The organism is Cohnella phaseoli, from assembly GCF_003386235.1.
In the GTDB taxonomy this organism is placed as follows: Bacteria; Bacillota; Bacilli; order Paenibacillales; family Paenibacillaceae; genus Cohnella; species Cohnella phaseoli.
In genome coordinates this window covers 48,561-66,709 of the sequence record NZ_QRDZ01000023.1, presented here as the reverse complement: position 1 = coordinate 66,709, position 18,149 = coordinate 48,561, and the positions used below count along the sequence as shown (strand labels likewise).

Annotated in this window: 12 protein-coding genes; 9 read left to right on the top strand and 3 right to left on the bottom strand. The window is 59.5% G+C overall.

The window, feature by feature from the left end:
* Positions 1-20: 20 nt before the first annotated feature.
* The 6 genes from DFP98_RS25085 to cntE all read left to right on the top strand — a co-directional run bounded on the left by DFP98_RS25085 (position 21) and on the right by cntE (position 7,493).
* On the top strand, positions 21-1,631 hold the full coding sequence (locus DFP98_RS25085) for an ABC transporter substrate-binding protein (RefSeq protein WP_246016692.1): 1,611 nt from the start codon (positions 21-23) through the stop codon (positions 1,629-1,631).
* A 10-nt stretch (positions 1,632-1,641) separates the two neighbouring features.
* A complete protein-coding gene (locus tag DFP98_RS25080) occupies positions 1,642-2,604 on the top strand; it encodes an ABC transporter permease (RefSeq protein ID WP_116063371.1) in 963 nt (320 codons plus the stop codon).
* 2 nt (positions 2,605-2,606) lie between these two features.
* Positions 2,607-3,449, top strand: a complete 843-nt coding sequence (locus DFP98_RS25075) for an ABC transporter permease (protein ID WP_116063370.1) — start codon at positions 2,607-2,609, stop codon at positions 3,447-3,449.
* An 11-nt stretch (positions 3,450-3,460) separates the two neighbouring features.
* Positions 3,461-5,074: an ABC transporter ATP-binding protein gene (locus tag DFP98_RS25070; protein WP_116063369.1), complete on the top strand. Its 1,614-nt coding sequence runs from the start codon at positions 3,461-3,463 to the stop codon at positions 5,072-5,074.
* Between the two features lie 21 nt (positions 5,075-5,095).
* Positions 5,096-6,211 carry a PLP-dependent cysteine synthase family protein gene (locus DFP98_RS25065; RefSeq protein ID WP_116063368.1) on the top strand — a complete coding sequence of 372 codons (1,116 nt, stop codon included), beginning with the start codon at positions 5,096-5,098 and terminating at the stop codon, positions 6,209-6,211.
* Positions 6,212-6,287: 76 nt separating this feature from the next.
* A complete protein-coding gene (cntE, locus tag DFP98_RS25060; protein WP_116063367.1) occupies positions 6,288-7,493 on the top strand; it encodes a staphylopine family metallophore export MFS transporter CntE in 1,206 nt (401 codons plus the stop codon).
* A 33-nt stretch (positions 7,494-7,526) separates the two neighbouring features.
* On the opposite strand, the gene DFP98_RS25055 is transcribed toward cntE, so the two are convergent.
* Positions 7,527-8,390: an AraC family transcriptional regulator gene (locus DFP98_RS25055; RefSeq protein ID WP_116063366.1), complete on the bottom strand. Its 864-nt coding sequence runs from the start codon at positions 8,388-8,390 to the stop codon at positions 7,527-7,529.
* A gap of 118 nt (positions 8,391-8,508) precedes the next feature.
* Between DFP98_RS25055 and DFP98_RS25050 the strand changes: the two genes are divergently transcribed.
* The 3 genes from DFP98_RS25050 to DFP98_RS25040 all read left to right on the top strand — a co-directional run bounded on the left by DFP98_RS25050 (position 8,509) and on the right by DFP98_RS25040 (position 15,071).
* The gene (locus DFP98_RS25050) at positions 8,509-10,788 is read left to right on the top strand and encodes an alpha-L-rhamnosidase (protein WP_116063365.1); all 2,280 of its coding nucleotides are present in this window, start codon (positions 8,509-8,511) and stop codon (positions 10,786-10,788) included.
* Between the two features lie 67 nt (positions 10,789-10,855).
* Entirely contained in the window at positions 10,856-13,960 is a 3,105-nt protein-coding gene (locus tag DFP98_RS25045) for a sensor histidine kinase (RefSeq protein WP_116063364.1), read from the top strand.
* Between the two features lie 4 nt (positions 13,961-13,964).
* A complete protein-coding gene (locus DFP98_RS25040; protein WP_181917929.1) occupies positions 13,965-15,071 on the top strand; it encodes a response regulator in 1,107 nt (368 codons plus the stop codon).
* 60 nt (positions 15,072-15,131) lie between these two features.
* Here DFP98_RS25040 and DFP98_RS25035 read toward each other — a convergent pair whose 3' ends face one another.
* Together DFP98_RS25035 and DFP98_RS25030 are read right to left on the bottom strand one after the other, a co-directional pair.
* A complete protein-coding gene (locus tag DFP98_RS25035; RefSeq protein WP_116063362.1) occupies positions 15,132-16,187 on the bottom strand; it encodes an ABC transporter substrate-binding protein in 1,056 nt (351 codons plus the stop codon).
* A gap of 142 nt (positions 16,188-16,329) precedes the next feature.
* The gene (locus DFP98_RS25030; RefSeq protein ID WP_116063361.1) at positions 16,330-18,045 is read right to left on the bottom strand and encodes an AraC family transcriptional regulator; all 1,716 of its coding nucleotides are present in this window, start codon (positions 18,043-18,045) and stop codon (positions 16,330-16,332) included.
* Between the last annotated feature and the right edge of the window lie 104 nt (positions 18,046-18,149).

The following is an 18,149-nucleotide window of genomic DNA, read 5'->3' as shown; positions in this document are numbered from 1 at the left end:
AGTGGAGGCTAATCTAAATTATGAGAAAATCGCTTTTTTTTCTTTTTCTAACCGTAATGATTACACTTACGGCGTGCTCGGGAGCCAATAATAACGCACAGTCCGGCAGCGAAACCGGCCAAGCGGGCCAAGCCGATCAAGCGGAACAAGCCGCTTCGCAGGGCGCGAGCGCGGAAGTCCCGCAAGAGGAAACCGAGTTGATCGTGGCCGGACAGGAGATCGCAGCCTCGCTGGACCCCGTCCAGCCGCTGACATCCAGTTACCTGCGCAATATCGGCGCTGCAGAGGCGCTGTTCAAGGTGGACGCGGATGGAAAGGTCGTGCCCGAGCTGGCGGAAAGCGCGACGGAGACGGATGCGCGTACATGGGAGATCAAGCTGAAGCCCGGAATCCGTTTTTGGAGCGGGCGGGCGCTGGACGCCGACGCGGCAATCGCTTCGCTGGAGCGCTCCAAATCGCAGGATCCGCAAGCGCAGCCGTTCCTGAAGGAGCTGACGTTCGCGAAGGCGGACGAGCTGACGATCCGGGTAAGCACCGAACGGGAGCATCTGCCTGTGCCGCTTAACCTGTCCTACTATCAGACGATCCTTCACAATGCCGAGGCCAAGCACGATGCGGTGGGTACGATGGACCTGACCGGGATGTACCGGGTAGTCGAGTTTACGCCCAAACAAAAAATGACGTTGGAGCGCAATAACGATTATTGGGGACAGAAGCCGCGGATCGAGCGGGTCGTCTACGAGGAGATCGCCGACGAGCAGACGAGAGTGCTGTCCGTTCTGAGCGGACGAAGCCATGTCGCTTTAAACGTGAGCCCGACGAGCCTGACGCAGTTCAAGGACGGTTCGGAAGCGGAAATTTCAGCGACGCCGGCGGCCAACACGCAGACGATCTATTTGAATTTAAGCCGGCCGCAGCTTCAGGACGTCCGAGTGAGGCAGGCGCTGTCCTGGGCGCTGAATCGGGAAGAGCTGGTCGTGCTGGCCGCGGAAGGGCAGAGCTTTCCGGTCGCGACTTGGCTAAGCTCCAATCCGGCTTACGCCGAGGCCCGCAGTGCGGTGTACGACAAGTCCGATCCGGAGAAGGCGGCGCAGCTGCTGGAAGAGGCGGGGTGGCAGCTCGGCTCCGACGGCATCCGCTACAAGGACGGCGAGCCGCTAACTGTGTTGCTGATGACATGGGGCGGAGACAAGGCGTTGGGAGAAGCGCTGCAGAACCAGTGGACGCAAGTCGGCATTCAGGCGGAAGTGCGGCATGGAGATTACAGCCTGATCGAGACGGCGCGCGAGTCCGGGGATTGGGACGCCTCGATCGAGGCGTGGAGCACGTTCGGAGAGGAATTCGCCTTGTTGTCCGGGCAGTATTCGCCGCAGGGAAGCGCCAATTACGGCGGATACGACGATAAGGAGACCCAAGGTCTGCTATCCGGACTGTCGGAGGCGTCCGACGAGGAGACGCGCCGCCAATTGGCGCTGCGGATCAACGAGCATGTCGCGCTTCAGGCCCCGGTTGTCAGCCTGTTCCCGCGTCCGCAGATTACTGCCGTCAGCAAGCGGCTGCAAGGCTTTGTCCCGCATTTCCGGCAGTTCGAGAACGTCGTGAACGCCAATCTGAGCGTGGCAGCGAAGTAGGCTGACGCCCATGCGCAGACTGATCGTGCGAAAACTGCTGGAGGCTCTGGTCACCTTGCTGGGAGCGACCCTGATCTTATTCGTGCTCGTTCGGCTCGCCCCCGGCGATCCGGTCAAGCTGCTGCTCGGCTCGGGAACCGACGTTGCGCTGAGCGATACGCAACTGTTGGACCGCAAGGCTGCGCAGCTGCGCGAGGAGCTCGGCTTGAACGAGAACGTCGCCGCGCAATATGCGTCTTGGCTGAAGCGTCTGCTGCAGGCCGACCTCGGCTCCTCTATCTATACGGGAAGGGCCGTCAGCGAGGAGCTTGCCGAACGGCTGGCGGCGACGTTCGCGCTCTCCGTCTCCGCTTTGGCGGTGCAGGTCGGGCTCGGTATGTTCCTCGGAACGGCGTCGGCGCTTAAAGCCGGCAAACTCGCCGATAACGTCATTCGGCTGGCTTGCGTAACGCTGGCTTCGACTCCGGCATTTGTCATTGGTCTGGCCTTGCTGTCCTTATTTGCGGTCACGCTGGGCGCGTACGAGATCAGCAGCGAAGCGAGTCCGGGCAGATTATGGCTGCCCGCGGCGACGCTCGGCCTGCTCGGGGCCGCGCAATTCGCCCGCTTCGTCAGAGCCCAGCTGCTGTCCGAGCTTGGTCGAACCTACGTGCTTTCCGCGCTGGCGAGAGGTCTCGATCGCAGGCATGTCGTCCGGCACGCGCTGCGCAACGCGCTGCTGCCCCTCGTCACGATGATCGCGTTGTCGCTGACGGCGCTGATCGGCGGGGCCGTCGTCATCGAAAGCGTCTTTTCGTGGCCTGGAATCGGGAAATACGCACTGGACGGCATTATGCTCAAGGATTATCCAGTCATTCAGGGGTATGCGATCGTCATGATTTCGTTAGTCGTTCTGATTCATTTCGTCGTGGAAGTCGCGTACGGGTTTCTCGACCCCCGAATCGCCGGCAAAGACAAGGCGGAGGCGCTATGAACATGAACAAGCTCGCTTACAATTCCAATAGACCGGCCCTCAGCCTGCTGGCGGGGCTGGCGCTGCTCGGTCTGCTGGCGGTCGCGATTCTCGGCGCTCCTTGGCTCGCCCCGCACGATCCGCTGAAGCAGCAAGCGTCCGAAAGGCTCGAGAAGCCGAGCCTGCAGCATCCGCTCGGCACGGACCGCTTCGGCAGAGACGTTCTGTCCCGCGCGCTGCACGGCGGACAAAGCACGCTGCTGGCCTCCTTGACCGCACTCGCCGCGGCGCTGGCAATCGGTCTGCTTGTCGGCCTGCTGGCAGGGATGTTCCACGGGTCGGCGCTTGACGCCGCGTTGATGCGTCTGATCGACGTGCTGCTCGCTTTCCCGTTTATGGTGCTGGCAATGCTTGTCGCGGCGCTGTTCGGCACCGGCCTCGTTCATCTGCTGCTTGCGGTCGTCTCGGTATGGTGGGTAAGCTTCGCGCGCTTGGCTCGCAGCGCCGCTCTGCACGCCAAGAGCGAGACGTCCTACGCAGCGGCCCGCGTGCTCGGCGCATCGAGCGCTTCGCTGCTGCTGCGGGAACTGCTGCCGAAAGCGCTCGGCCCGTCCCTCGTGCTGGCGACGTTCGAGCTTGGCAGCCTCATTCTGTCCGTCGCGGCGCTGTCTTTCCTCGGGCTCGGTTCGCAGCCGCCGGCTCCCGAGTGGGGCAGCATGCTCGCGGACGGCCGCGATCATTTCCTGCAGGCGCCGCATATTCTGCTCGGCCCCGCTCTGTTTATCGTGCTGACGGTGCTGGCGTTTAACCTGATCGGCGAAGGCTTGCGGGATCGGCTCGATCCGTACGAAAAATCGGACGTCTAGGAGGGATGCGGATGTCAAAGCTGAACCGCCCGGCTGCATTGCGGCTCCATAATTTGCAGGTCTCATACACCCAGAACGGTCGGCCCGTCCCGGTGCTCGGCAAGCTTTCGTTAGCGCTGGGCCAAGGTGAAATCGTATCGCTGCTCGGAGAAAGCGGCTCGGGAAAATCGACGATCGCCAAGGCGATGACCGGCCTATTGCCCCCATCCGCCGCGATAGGCGGCGGGGAGCTGACTGTCGGCGACGGCGCGGCCGTCGATCTGACCGCGAACGGCGTGCCTTGGAGCAAGCTTCGCGGCAGAAAGATCGGCTTGCTGTTCCAGGACGCGCAGCAGGCGCTTAATCCTCTTCTGACCGTTAGAGCGCATTTCCGGGAAAGTCTGCGATTCCACCGGCTTGCCTCATCCGCCAAGGAAGCCGACGGTATCGGAGTCAGGCTGCTCGCACAGCTCCGGTTCTCCGATCCGACCGCCATGCTGGACCGCTATCCGTTTCAACTGAGCGGGGGCATGTGTCAGCGAGTGTGCCTCGCGTTGTCGCTTTGCCTGAAGCCGGCCGTGCTGATCGCGGACGAGCCGACCTCTGCGCTCGATACGGTCAGCCAGAAGGAGGTGCTGGACCTGCTGAGGAGGGTGCGAGAGGAGCACGGCGTCGCTATCTTGCTCGTTACTCACGACATCGCGGTAGCGAATGCGGTCAGCGATCGCATCATCGTGTTGAACCGAGGGGTCATCGAGGAAGAGGGCGAAGCCCGAGCCGTACTCTCCCGGCCGCAAGCCGCGTATACGCGCAAGCTGATCGCCTCGCGCTCGCGGATCGCGGATGCCCCGCGGCGATCCGACGAGATGCCGACGGCTTCCGAGCCGGTGCTGGAAATCGCCCGTCTGGACAAGAGCTTCCATAAGAAGCCCGTGCTTCGGCAGCTCGATCTGACGCTGCACCGCGGGGATATCGTCGGCATTCTGGGGCAAAGCGGCTGCGGCAAGTCGACGCTGGCCAGGTGTATCGCCGGCTTGGAACGGCCCGACGGAGGCCGCATCCTCTATCGGGGAACGGACGTTGTCCGCTTGCGCGGCAGGGCGAGGAGGGAAATATGCAGACGTATCCAGCTCGTGTTCCAGGATGCCAGGGCCAGTCTGAATCCGCGTCGCACCGCCGTGCAGCTCGTTCAGGAGCCGCTTCGTTATTTGCGTATCGGGAGCCGGCGGGAGCGGGAAGCGCTGGCCCGGTTTTATCTTAACGAGGCCGGAATTGCCGACGAGCTGCAGGAGAGAAGGCCGCCGCAGCTCAGCACGGGCCAATGCCAGCGAATTGCGATTGCCAGAACGCTGATCCTGCAGCCGGACGTGCTAATCTGCGACGAGGCGGTGTCCGCGCTCGATATGAGCGTCCAGGCGCAAATTCTCGCTTTACTGCAGCGGCTGCATCGTCAATTCGGCTTTGCCATGATCATGATCTCGCACGATGTTCGGGTGCTGCGCTCCTTCTGCCACAGCATCGCCGTTATGAACGAAGGAAGCTTCTGCGAGGTGAAGCCGGCAGAAGCGCTGCATCTCGAAAGCCGTCAGCCTTATACTCGATTGCTGCTGCAATGCGCCGGCGAGCTGGAGGCCGGCTTAGGATAAGGAAAGGGGAGAGGCCCATCTATGATCAGAGGAATTTTGGAGACGATAGGCCGTACGCCGCTCATTACGATTCCGAATACAAACCGGGCCGGCGAAGCCCAGGTGCTGTTGAAATACGAACGTTTCAATCCCGGAGGAAGCGTCAAGGATCGTCCGGCCTTGTACATCGTCGAGGAAGCCGAACGCAGAGGTCTGCTGCGGCCTGGAGGCACAATCATCGAGTCCTCCAGCGGCAACTTCGGCATCTCGCTGGCGATGATCGGAGCGGCCAAAGGCTATCGCGTCCTTATTCTGGTCGATCCCAAGACGACGGACGCCAATCTGGCGCTGTTGCATGCGTTCGGAGCGGAAATTATCGTCGTCACGGAGCAGGACGATTCGGGAAGCTACCATAAAACCCGGATCGCGCTCGCGAACAAACTGGCGCGGGAAACGGCCGACGCCTTCCGCCCCGACCAATGCTTTAACCTGCTGAACGGAGAAGCGCACTTTCGCAGTACGGCACGCGAGATTATGGACGCCTGCTCGGGCAAGATCTCGGCCTTCGTCGCGGCTGTCAGCACCGGCGGACAGTTGGGCGGCATTTCGCGGTATATCCGCGAGAAGGCTCCGGAGGCGAAGATCGTCGGAGTGGATGCGATCGGCTCCTCCATCTTCGGCGGAGAGACGAACCCGTACCGGATTCCCGGCATCGGCCTGAGCTGGACGCCAACCAACCTGGATCTGGAGCTTATCGATTGCGCCTACAAAATTCCCGACGATCAAGCGTTTCTCGCCGCCCGAACGTTGGCCCGCCACGAAGGGATTCTGGTAGGACCGTCAAGCGGGGCATGCGCGCTCGTCGCCCTGAAGCTTGCCCAAGAGCTGCTGCCGGGCGAACGGGTCGTCTGCATGGCGTCGGATGGCGGGGAACGCTATGCCTCATCATTGTTCAGCGAAGATGGGACGGCGCGGCAAGGGGCGGCGGCTTCAGCCGATCCGGAGGAGCTGCGCGGGCTGGCGAGAAGGCTTGAGCCGTGGAGCGTGCGTCCGGCGGAGCAAGCCAATTATCGGCCCGATTTGGCGGAGTCGCTTGACGTTCCGGAAACCACGCTGCGCATGAACGAGACGGCTTACGCCGAATCGGCGCGCCGATAACGGCAACGGCCGCACTGCAGGCGTGCGAGTTCACAAATTCGGTATGCAAGCAACAGGACGGAGGCGAAGGGGAACGATGACGGACAAGGCTCTATCGGCGCCTTTCTTGCGCTTGTATGCGCTCGCTCTGTTGTTTTTCAGCGCCAATGCGATGCTGAACGTGATCGTTCCCCTGCGCAGCGAGGAGCTGGGAGCGAGCAACGGCCGCATCGGCCTGATTATGGGCGCTTATATGTTTACCTGTATGTTTTTCCGGCCGTTGGCCGGACATCTGATTCGCAGGCACGGCCCTGCCGCGGTGCTTCGCGTTCTTCTGCTGGTGAACGGAGCCGCGCTTGTTACATATGCCTTCGCGGGATTGGAGGGCTATTTGGCCGCTCGCGTCATGCAGGGCGTGTGCACCGCCTTTTTTTCGATGGCGCTGCAGATCGGCATTATCGACGCCTTGCCCGAGGAGCAGCGCTCACAGGGCTTGTCGCTGTACTCGCTGTCCACGTACATGCCGACCGTCCTGGGGCCGCTAGTTGCTTTGGGGATTTGGGATTGGGGAGGCATGGACGCCTTCTCGCTCGTTCTGATCGGACTGGCGCTGGCTGCCGGACTGTTCGGGTATCGAGCGCCGATAGAAGCCGTTAGGCCGCACCCGGAAGCCGGGGAGACGGCCCGCGGCCCCGGCGAACGGCTGCGCGGCCGTCGTCCGCTGCTCGTAAGCTGCTGGCTAATGCTGCTCGCCTCCGTCGTGTTCGGAGCGGTGTCGACGTTTACCCCGCTGTACGCCAAGCAGATCGAGGGCGGACATGCCGGCGTTTATTTCATGATCCAGGCTTCGGTTATCGTCGTCTGCCGCTTTGTTCTCAGTAAGCGCATTCCGTCCGACGGCCGCTGGCCCGCCGGATTTCTGGGCGCGGTTTGCCTGTGCGCAGGACTCGGGGCGTCTTTGCTCGCGCTTTCGCAGGTAGGGGGTCCCGTCGTTTTTTACGTCTCGGCCGTTCTCGTTGGGCTGTCCCAGGCTCTGATCTATCCGACGCTCGTTTCTTACTTGACCTTCGTGCTGCCGGAAGCTTCCCGGAACGTCCAGGTCGGCCTGTTCCTGGCCGCGGCCGATCTCGGCGTCTCCCTGGGAGGATTCGCGATGGGGCCGGTGGCGGATCGGTTCTCCTATGGAACCATGTATGCGGCCGGAGCCGGGCTGGCCGTGCTGGCTGCATGCACGGCGCTGCTGAACCGGCCCGCTCGCTCCTTCTCCGGAGTCCGCGGCTCGTCCGAAGCGGGGCATCTGTAATCGGCCATCATTGTTTGCCTGCGCGAAAGTCGGCTAAGCCTTCCGTTCGTCGCCGTTCCGATACTCTCCAGGCGTCTGTCCCGTTTTTTTGCGGAACAACTCATGGAAAAACTTCAGATCGCGGTAGCCCGCTTGCGCGGCGATGTCCTTCACGGGCATCGCCGTTTGTCGCAGCAGCTCGCAGCATTTTTTAATGCGCAGGTTTTGTACGTATTCCGTGAAGGACTGCCCCGTCGCTTTTTTGAGCATGCGCTGCATGTAGCTGACGCTGACTGGGAGCAAGGCGGCGACTTCGGACAGAACGATCGGCTGATCGTAATTACGCTCGATATATTCCAGCACTTTAGCTAGCCGCGACATCGCGGAAGCGGACGTTCTGCCGGATAGCTCCAATCGGTACAAGCACGCGATCAGCTCCGTCAACCGGGCGTACAGAACGGCTTCGTATCCGGGCAGTTTCGCCTGATACTCCCGATATAGCGTCTCCATGCAGGCTTTTCCTTCATGAAAGGAGTCCTTGAATCTGCGATACGATTGCCCCTGCCCGGACAGGAGCGACATCGCCTCCTCAGGCAGCGGGTAAGCGCGCGCCAGCACGTCCGGAACCGAAGGGTCGAACAGGCAATTGTACACGATCAGCTCGTCCTTGGGAGCTTCCGAAGCGGGACGGTAGACGTGGCGCGTGCCGATCGGAATGATGAAGAAATCCCCTTTTTCCACGTACAGCCGCTCGTTCCCGATATAATGAAAGCCTTTGCCCTCGGCGACATATTGAATTTCCACGAAATCGTGAATGTGGATCGGCAGCGAGAAGCGTTCGCGTTCCCTAGTGGCGGCGATCGGCAAATCGGGCGTCCAGAACTGCTTGCCTTCCAGCGTGAACGGGGCGGAGGCCATAAACCTTCTCCTTTGCGAATAGGATGTATATGCCCTATTAATAGCATGTCGAACCCCCTATAAGCAACGAAAAAAAGCATGATATGCTGAAAAAAAAGGCCGCAGGAGGACGATAGGGATGACGGGATACGAGAATAAGAGATTTGTGCACCGCAAGGAGCTGAACACGGAATGGGAGGCGCTCTGGATTTGGCGTTCGCGACGGGTCCGCGTGAACGATTTCGCCTATTTCCGCAAGGAGTTTTCCGTTCGCGGTCCGCTGAAGCGGGCGCTCCTGTTCTACTCGGCGCACCATACGGCCGCGGTGTATGTGAACGGGACGAGGTTAGGGGGCTATGTCTCCCCGGCTCCGACGAACCCCGAGAAACGCAAAGCTTATTTGGCCTACGACGTCACCGAACTGCTGGCGGACGGCCGCAACTGCCTGACGGCGGATGCCCATTACTTGGGCGGCAGCGGCCAGAATTATTACGACGGTCTGCCGGGCTTCAGGCTTCAGCTTCAGCTTGTCTACGAGGACGGGACGGAGACGGTCGTGAAGACGGATGCGTCGTGGCAGGCTCTGAAGGAAATGCCCCATGCCGTCGGAACCCCGTACCAGCAAAACCGCAGGGTGTCGGCCATCGAGGCTTACGATGCGCGTAAGCTGGACCCGGAGTGGCGCTATGCGGGCTGGCGGAAGGAAGGCGCAACCGTAAAGGCGAAGCCGGCTCTGATCGGTAGCGACGACTGGCCGATGGAGGCGCAGCGCATTCCCGAAGGAGCGATCGCCGAGGAGATCAAGTGCGTCAAGCTGCCGCAGCCCAAAGGCGGGGAAGCGGAGTTCGCGCAGGTGTTCGATGCGGGAGCGATCGTCTCGGGCTGGCCTAGGCTGGCGTTAAAGGGAGTCGAGGGCACGGTCGTTCGACTGCGTTATTCGGAGGATTTGGACGAGAACGGACGGGTTAAGCACAACGTTACCAATGAGTTTTCCGACCGTTACTACGATGAATATACGATGCGCGGAGACGAACTGGAGACATGGCAGCCGGATTTCTCGTTCAAGGCGTTCCGCTATGTGGAAGTGACGGGTTATCCGCTCGAGATCGCCGAAGGGGGAGTGACGGTATGCTGGGCGTATACCGGCATGGCTCAGACCGGCGAATTCTCGTGCTCGGCCGAACATTTGAACAAGCTGTATGCAGCCTGCATTCGCACGCAGAAAAACAATACGCTGGGCCAGACCGTCGACTGCCCGCACCGGGAGCAGGCGCAGTACACCGCGGATACGGATCTGCAGGCGGAGGCGCTGTTGTACAACTTCGAAGCGGTCGAAGTCGTGGCGAAGACGCTGGCCGATTTTACGGATGCGCAGCTGGAGGACGGCACTTTCCCGTTCGTAGCGCCGATCAATTACGAGAATCCGGACTTCCATATTCAAATTCCGGAATGGGATCTGCATTACGCAACGCTGATGTGGAAGGCGTACGAAGCTTCCGGGGACGTCGGTATTTTGAAAAATGGCTACGAGACGGCGCGTCGTATGGTCGATTACTTCCTGAGCATCCGGGATGCGGACACCGGGCTCGTGCCGCTGGACAAAGGCTGGCACATCAGCGATTGGCCTTACCCTTCGGTCGAGCATAAAGGGCAGTTCCTGACGGTGCAGCAGATCAAGCTCGTCCTTGCGCTGCGAGCGGTCGGCCGAGCGGCTGCTGTAATCGGTCGAGCGAAGGAAGGCGGGACCTACGCGGAGCACGCCGAACGGTTGAGCGAACGGATCGTCGAGCAGCTATACGACAGGGAGCGCAAGCGATTCCGCGACAGCTCGGAGTCGGACGCCCGCCATCAGGGCGTGACGGCGATCGCGTTGGCGGCGGGGCTGGTGCCGGATGAAGACCGGGAGCGAGCGATCGCCTCCGTAGCGGAGCAGAGCTGGGAATGCCGGACGGTGCTGTCGCTGCCGCTGCTGCGCATGCTGTTCGACAACGGCCGCGAGGCCGAGGCGTTCGCGCTGCTCGACCGCACGGAGTATCCCGGCTGGGGGCATATGATCGCTCAAGGATCGCCGACGATGTGGGAAGGGTGGGAGGATATCGAAAGCCACTCTCACGCCTGGAACGGTTATCCGGCAAGGCTGCTTCAGGAATATATCGTCGGTATTCGCTCGGAGACGCCGGGCTTTGCCAAAACGACGATCCGTCCCTATATGCCGGACAGCCTGACGTTCGCCGAAGGCAAGATCGCCACGCCGTTTGGACCGGTCTCTGCCCGCTGGGAGCGGACGGACGGCGGAGTGCGCGTGCGTGCGACGATTCCCGCGGGCATGGAAGCGCGGCTGACGCTGCCTCTTGCGGACGGCCGAATCGTCGAGCAAGCCCTTACCGAAGGGGAGAATGAGATGTTTTTCGCCAAATAGTCTGTCGATGAAGTGCTCCTCCTGCTATAGTGGTAATTAAGATTCAGCTTAGCCGGGGGAGAAAGTCATGCTTAGAAGAGCCGTTGCGGTCGTACTGATCGTCCTTGTTTTCATTTCCTTGATTCCGTTGTCCATGAAGCTGGACCGCGCCGACCAAGCCGACGGCTTGCGGGTGCGGCAGGGCGTTATGGATTTGTCCGGCTGGCGGTCCGAGCAGTCGCCGCGCATTAAACTGGACGGGGAATGGGAGTTTTATTGGGGACAGCTGCTGTCCCCGGAAGACTTCGGGCGAGGGGGTGCGGACAAGCCGGCTCTTTCTTCGTATATCGGGGTTCCTTCGCAATGGAACGGCAAAACGGTCGGCGGCGAGAAGCTGCCGGCTCACGGCTTCGCGACTTATCGGATGGTGCTGAAGAACGTTCCCGCAGACGAGACGTACGCCGTCAAGAAGACGAACATCCGCTTTTCCAGCGCCGTATTCGCCAACGGCAAGAAGCTGTTCGAGGATGGCAGGCCTGCGGACAATGCCGACGGTTATAAGGCGGGCAATGTGCCCGGCATCGGCTTTTTCTCGGCGGATAAGGGCGAGATCGAGCTGATCGTGCAGGTCGCCAACTTCGATTACGCCAATTCGGGCATTCCGGCTTCGCTTTATTTCGGCGGCCAGGCGGCGATGCTCGCGTCCCAGCAGAAGAGCAAGTCTCAGGAACTGAGCGCGTTTGCGGTGCTAGCCGCCCTGACGCTGATCTACCTTGTCACTTTCGCGGCGACGGTTCGACATCGAAACGGCGACGCTTCTTTGCTGCTGCTTACTCTCACTTGCGCGTGCTATGCGATCTTTAACGGCTTGATCGGGGAGCGCGTACTGCTTCAATATATACATATGCCTTTCGAGCTGATGTTCAAGGTGAAGGATATCTGTTCGATGGCCTGTTTTATTTTCCTCGCGCTATTCTTCTATAGATTGAAAAAAAATATTTTGTCCCTCAAGTTCGTCAGAGGCTTCATCGGTTTGCTGACCGTCTATATTGCGCTGATCGTCGCGCTTCCGATTCCGACGTATACGAAAGTCGAGCCGCTCATTATTTTGTCTTACGAGTCTTTGACGCTGTGGCTGCTGCTGAGAGCGGCTGCGCTGTTCCTCAAGAGCGAGCGGGAAGAGCGGATGAAGTCGTTTTTGCTGTTCGTGGCGATGCTTTGCTTTACCCTCCATTCGATCGATCTCATTTTATTTTCTTTTTCATTAAAGGAGAGCATGTGGCTCGGCCAGCTCTACATCGTCTCTTTTAACCTGATGCTCCTGTTCCTGATCGTGATGCGCTTCTTCGACGCTTATTCGACGGTGGAGCAGATGAAGGACCAACTGCTGCAGATGGACAAGATCAAGGACGAGTTTCTGTCCAATACGTCCCATGAGCTGAAAACGCCGCTCAACGCTATCGTGAACATAACCGACACGCTGCTTAAAGGCGCGGAAGGGCAAATGACCGAGCGGCAGGCGAGCAATTTGACAATCGTCAGAGACAGCGGGAGAAGGTTAACGTATCTGGTCAACGAACTGCTGGACTATTCGAAAATGAAATACGGCGATATTGCGCTGCACAAGAGCGATATCGATCTGAAATCATACGTGGATTCGGTTATCGGCCTCCATCTGTTTCTGCTCGGAGGCAAACCGATTCGCATCCTGAACGAAATTCCCGCCCAATTTCCGCCCGTTCACGCCGACGGCAACCGGCTTGTGCAAATTTTGCACAATTTGATCGGCAACGCCGTCAAATTCACGGAGCGCGGGAACGTCGTCGTAACCGCCGGGACGGTCGGTGACAACGCCGAGGTGCGCGTCACCGATACGGGAGCCGGCTTTGCCCCGCATTTGCGGGAGCTGCTATTCGCGCCGTTCGAGCAGGCGGCAGCTGCTGCACCTGAAGCGGCGGCGGGAACGGGACTAGGGCTGAGCATCACGAAGAAGCTGGTCGAGCTGCACGGGGGAGAGATTCACGCGGATTCGACGCCCGGCGAAGGCTCGGTGTTCTCGTTTACGCTTCCTCTTTCGGTCGGCGAAGCGGCCTTCACGGCTGCGGCGGACGAGCAAGAGCCGGATGCTTCCATGCACGTTGCAGCGTTCGGCAACTTGGGGGCTCGCGTCGGCGGACGCAGGATCGAGCGCATTCTGATCGTCGACGACGATTACGCCAACCTGCAATCGATGATCAACCTGCTGAAGCTGGAAGGGTATCCGTTTGTCGTTGCCGGGCGAGGAGAAGAGGCGCTGGAGGAGCTGGCGGCGAACCGGGACTTTTATCTGGTCATTCTGGATATTCGGATGCCCGATATGTCGGGCTACGAGGTACTGCGAAAAATCCGGGAGCGCTATTCCCAATTCGAGCTTCCGGTATTAATGCTGACGGCCAACAATCGGGAGGGCGAGATGAAAACGGCGATGGACAACGGGGCGAACGACTTCGTCGGCAAGCCGTATGAAGCGGAGGAGCTGATGGCGCGCGTCAGAAGCCTGACCCGGCTTAAGGCTTCCGTGCAGAACGCCCGAGACGCGGAAATCGCCTTCCTGCGCTCGCAGATCAATCCTCATTTTCTGTACAATGCGCTGAACTCCATTGCCGAGCTGTGCGTGGACGAACCGGAGCAGGCGGAGGAACTGACGCTGCAGCTGTCGTGTTACTTGCGAAGCAGCTTCGACTTTAAGCAGTTGGACTCGCTGACAACGCTGGAGAACGAACTGGAGCTGGTCGGCGCTTACGTCAAAATCGAGGAAGCCCGGTTCGGCGATAGATTAAACGTGGTCTATGAAATCGAGGCTCATCCCGATTTGCGGATTCCGCCTCTTGTGCTGCAGCCGCTCGTGGAGAATGCCATCCGGCACGGCTTAATGGCCAGCGCCGAGGGAGGCGTCGTGAAATTGTCCGTAAAACAGCGGGATGCAGAGGTAATTTTCTCGGTGGAGGACAACGGTCAGGGGATGAGCGAACAGAGATTAAGCGAGGTATTAAGTCCGGGCGACGGCACCGATAGGCCCGGTATCGGGCTGTGGAATATCAGTCAGCGTCTAAAGCTTCTATATGGAAGAAGCTTGCGCATTCACAGCGAAGAGAATCGGGGAACGACGGTTGCTTTCGAGATTCCCGCGCAGCCGGCACATGGGAGGAAATGAAGCTATGCTGAGTGTGATTATCGTCGACGATGAAAAGCTGGCCATTAAGCGACTAAAGCGGATTTTGCTGGACAGCGGGGCAATCGGGGAATGCTCGGTGTTCTCCAACCCGCGCGAAGCCTATGAATTCGCGAAGGAACAGCGGATCGACGTCGCTTTTCTGGACATCTCGATGCCTGAAATTAATGGAATGAGGCTATCCCAGCTGCTTGCGGAGCTGGACGATTCGATCGACATCGTGTTCGTTACCGGATATGACAATTATGCCGTTCAAGCGTTTGACATGAGCGCGTTGGATTATATTTTGAAGCCGATTACCGCCGAGAGAGTAGCCAAAACTTTACAGAAGCTCAAGAAGCGACCCCGCGTGAAAACGTCGAGCTCTATGCTGTCGGTAACCTTGTTCAACGGTTTGGACATCCGCATTCAATTCGAGGAGAACGAACGCGCCGAGCCGATCAAGCTGCGGAGTCCGATAACGGAGGAGTTGTTCGCATATCTGGTCTGCCACAGGACGGCGACGAGAGAAGAGGTGGTCGAGGCGCTCTGGCCCGACCTGCACGGGGAGAAGGCCTTGAACAACCTGAATACGAACCTGTATTACATTCGCCGAACGCTTGCGGGAATCAAAGCGAGTCCGTGCTTCATATCCGGCAAGAAGGAAATCCGCGTCGACGATAGCGGTCTGCAGTGCGACCTGTACGAGTTCGAGCGGCTGCTGGACAAGATTAAGGACGCTTCCGAGCCGAGCGCGGAGCTGCTTCAACAAGCGGCGGCGTTGTACAAAGGGGATCTGCTGAAGGGAAAAGCGTATGAATGGGCCGCCGAGCAATCGCGGAGGCTGGAGAGAAGCTATATCGAGCTGCTGGAGTTCGCGGCCAGGCACAGTCTGGACTCCGACCAGCCGCATAGGGCGCTAAGCTACTTTCAGGACATATTGAAGCTGGACTCGATCAGGGAGGATGTGCATCATGAGGTGATTCGCCTATACATCGAGTTTGGCCGGCACCAGGAGGCGGAGCGGCAATATCGCGGCTTGGAGGAAATCCTTCGGCGCGAGCTCGGCACGAGTCCAGACCCACGGATACGGAAGCTGATGGGGCGGAGGTAACGGTGCAACGCGAGGGCTGTCCGCCGTTCGAATACTTCGAGCGGCGGACAGCCCTTGGTATTACTTGGATGCGGCAATCAAGGCGTCAACAATGTAATCGATCTGTTTGTTCAGCGAGTAGAAATCGCTGTAATAGCAAAATCCGAACGGAATTTCGATCAGCCGGCCTTCCTTAATGGCGGGAATTCCGGTCCACAGCCGGTTGTCGCTCAGGTCGGCCATTCCTTCGTAGGAGGAACGGAACACGTAATCGCCGATGTAATCCTCAAGAATCTCGAAGGAGAGGGACAGCGCTCCCTCTTCATCGGGATTGGCCGTATTTTTATCGATCTGCCGCTGTACGAGTTCCGGCGCTTTAAGACCGAGGTGACGGTAGATCGCCTGCGAGCCCCTTCCGTAATCCAGGCTTGCCACAGTGAACATCACGTTTTTGCTGCCGCCTTCGACGAGGGTGACGGTTTTGTCCAGCAATCCGGCGTCGTCCAGCTTCTTCCGGCCGCTCTCCATCTTAACTTGAAAATCCGCGATCATCTGCGCCGCCTGTTCTTGTCTGCCAAGCACCTCGCCGAGCTCGGCAATCGTCGCCTCCGGAGATTGCTCGAACGTATTGATGAGGACGGTCGGAGCGATTTTGCGAAGCGCTTCGTAAGTTTCGTCGCTTGGCACCAAAATCAGGTCGGGGTCTAGCGCGATAATTGCTTCCTGATTCGGCTTGAACCATTCTCCGAGAGTCGTTGTTCCGTCGAGCTGGTCCCAGAAAGCCGCACCTTCGTACACGTCCGATATTCCGACGGGAGTAATGCCGAAGGACAGCACGTCCCCGATCATATACAGCGCGACGATGCGCTCGGGACGGTTCGGCACCTCCACATCTCCTTTAATCGTAGAGACGATGCGGGTGGCCGGTTCCTCCTTTGCAGATTCCTTAACCGGTTGCTCCGAGCTTTGCGCCTCTTCGGTTTGCGGTTCCGAGGCCGTCGTCCCGCTTTCTTGCTGCGAGGCGCCTGTCGCGGCGGGGGAGCTGCCTCCTTCTTCGTCCCGGGTTCCGCATGCAGCTGCCAGCAGCAGAGTAAACAGCATTAACATAAGAGCGGCCAAGCGTTTCCGTTGTGACATAAGTCTTTCCTGACTCCTTTCATCCTTGTGCGAGTAGGTCTGTGCCGGATCGGCCCTCCCTCTATTGTGACAATGATAATCATTATCATCACGTAATGTAGCACAAGGCAAGGAGAGGGGACAATGTCGGATTCGGACGCGTCTACTGGCCGATACGGCCAATCCCGCGATCCGCGCAATTCAGCAGCCGTTCGGTAATGCGGACGATCTGCTGCTCCATCGACAGCGTATCGGGATAGTAGAGCAGGCCAAAATCAAGCTCGATCAGGCGGCCGTCGTTGACGGCGGGCAGGCTGCGCCAGACTTCGTGGACGGATAGGTCGTCCATTCCGGGATAGGAGGAGCGGATCAGAAAGTCTCCGGCCACCGAAGCCAGATTCTCAAGGGGGACGATCAGGTTGTTGCCCTTGCCGGAGTAGTCGATCCGGCTTTGTATGAAGGCCGGGGCTTTCATGCCTAGAAAATGATAGAGAGCTTGCGAGCCGCGTCCGGCCCACTTGCTGCATACGACAGACATGCCTTTAAGGCCGCCTTCCACAATCGTGACGGTGCGGTCCTGCAGTCCGGCTTGCCTCAGTTGGTCCTTGCAGCGTTCGGCCAGTCTTAGCAGGTGTTCTGTTCTGGACCAGACGTCCAGACTGCGCCCCAAGCTTGCGTTCACTGTTGCCAACTGTTCGGCGGAATCGTGAAACGCGTCGATACAGACGGTCGGCGCGATGTGCCTGATCTGCTGCCACGTTTTTTCGGAGGGAACGACGATCAGATCGGGCTTAAGCGCCGCTATTGCCTCCAGATCGGGGGCATACCACGGGCCAACCTGCGGGATGCCGGCCGCCTCCGCTTCAAAGCTGGCTCCCTGATATAGATCGGAGATGCCGACCGGTACGACTCCGCAAGTCAGCACGTCTCCGATTAGATACAGAACGACTACGCGTTCCGGACGCAGAGGCACCTTGACGCTGCCCGTCGAGGTTTGCACGCTTCTCGAGGCCGCCAGCATGTGAACGTCTTGAGAGGAAGACGTCGGCGCCCCGTCCCTGCGTCGATGCAGGTCGCGGTAGCCGATCGGCGGCATGCCGGTCTGTTTCTTGAACATTTTAGCGAATGCGTAGCTGTCGGAATAGCCGAGGCTTTCGGCGATTTCCTGCAGACTGGCGTCGGTAGAGGCCAGAAGGCGTTTTGCTTTCTTCATACGCAGATGAATGACGTAATCGATCGGGCTCACGCCCATGCGCTCCTTGAATTGTCTGCCAAGATGGCGCGGGCTGCTGTCGGCTTGATCGGCCAATTGCTCCAGCGAAATCTCGTCTTCGTAGTGCAGGTGGATATACTGCAGTGCTTCCGACACGCTGTCTCCGCCGGGCTCGGGAAGAGCGCTGCTCTCCAATTGGTCCAGCAACAGTTCGACGAAGCGGTAGAAGTGGCCTTTGGCGATAGCTTGTTGCATCAGAGTGTCCGCGCTCCGGTCCGATTGGAGCAGCTTGTCCATCAGCTCCGTTATGGCCAGCGGCAGCTCAGGAATAAAGCCGTACGAATCCAGATAGGCGTCCGGAAGTCCTTTCCCGGAAGCTTCGGGGCCAAGTCCGTATTCGACGACGTAGCACTTGCATTCCCGGCGTTCGGGATAAAGGGCCAGTCGAGCGCCCGCGCCCGCATGAAGCGCGAAGAAACGCTCCGCCGCAAGACGGTCGTCGCCCAGCTCGATACCAGCACGCCCCTGGCAAAGGAAGAGAAAGACGCTGGAGGGAAGCCTGTCGTAAAGCAGCGGCTGAAGGGGTTGAACGTAATGCAGCCGGACGCTGCGGATGCAGATGAAGGTATTTTCCCAGAACAATCTATGGGCCTTGCTGTCGAGCACAAGAAGGCCTCCTTTTCTTGCGGATTTACGCCTCGAATATAGTGGCTGCGGCCGGATTTGTCAACATAAGACGGTCTGTCCTTCCATTGCGTAGGAGGGGCGAA

Coding starts and splice junctions, on each gene's coding strand:
- DFP98_RS25065 (WP_116063368.1), top strand. CDS start 5,096: ATGATCAGAGGAATTTTGGAGACGATAGGCCGTACGCCGCTCATTACG.
- DFP98_RS25085 (WP_246016692.1), top strand. CDS start 21: ATGAGAAAATCGCTTTTTTTTCTTTTTCTAACCGTAATGATTACACTT.
- DFP98_RS25055 (WP_116063366.1), bottom strand. CDS start 8,390: ATGGCCTCCGCCCCGTTCACGCTGGAAGGCAAGCAGTTCTGGACGCCC.
- DFP98_RS25080 (WP_116063371.1), top strand. CDS start 1,642: ATGCGCAGACTGATCGTGCGAAAACTGCTGGAGGCTCTGGTCACCTTG.
- DFP98_RS25045 (WP_116063364.1), top strand. CDS start 10,856: ATGCTTAGAAGAGCCGTTGCGGTCGTACTGATCGTCCTTGTTTTCATT.
- DFP98_RS25075 (WP_116063370.1), top strand. CDS start 2,607: ATGAACAAGCTCGCTTACAATTCCAATAGACCGGCCCTCAGCCTGCTG.
- DFP98_RS25035 (WP_116063362.1), bottom strand. CDS start 16,187: ATGTCACAACGGAAACGCTTGGCCGCTCTTATGTTAATGCTGTTTACT.
- cntE (WP_116063367.1), top strand. CDS start 6,288: ATGACGGACAAGGCTCTATCGGCGCCTTTCTTGCGCTTGTATGCGCTC.
- DFP98_RS25050 (WP_116063365.1), top strand. CDS start 8,509: ATGACGGGATACGAGAATAAGAGATTTGTGCACCGCAAGGAGCTGAAC.
- DFP98_RS25040 (WP_181917929.1), top strand. CDS start 13,965: ATGCTGAGTGTGATTATCGTCGACGATGAAAAGCTGGCCATTAAGCGA.
- DFP98_RS25070 (WP_116063369.1), top strand. CDS start 3,461: ATGTCAAAGCTGAACCGCCCGGCTGCATTGCGGCTCCATAATTTGCAG.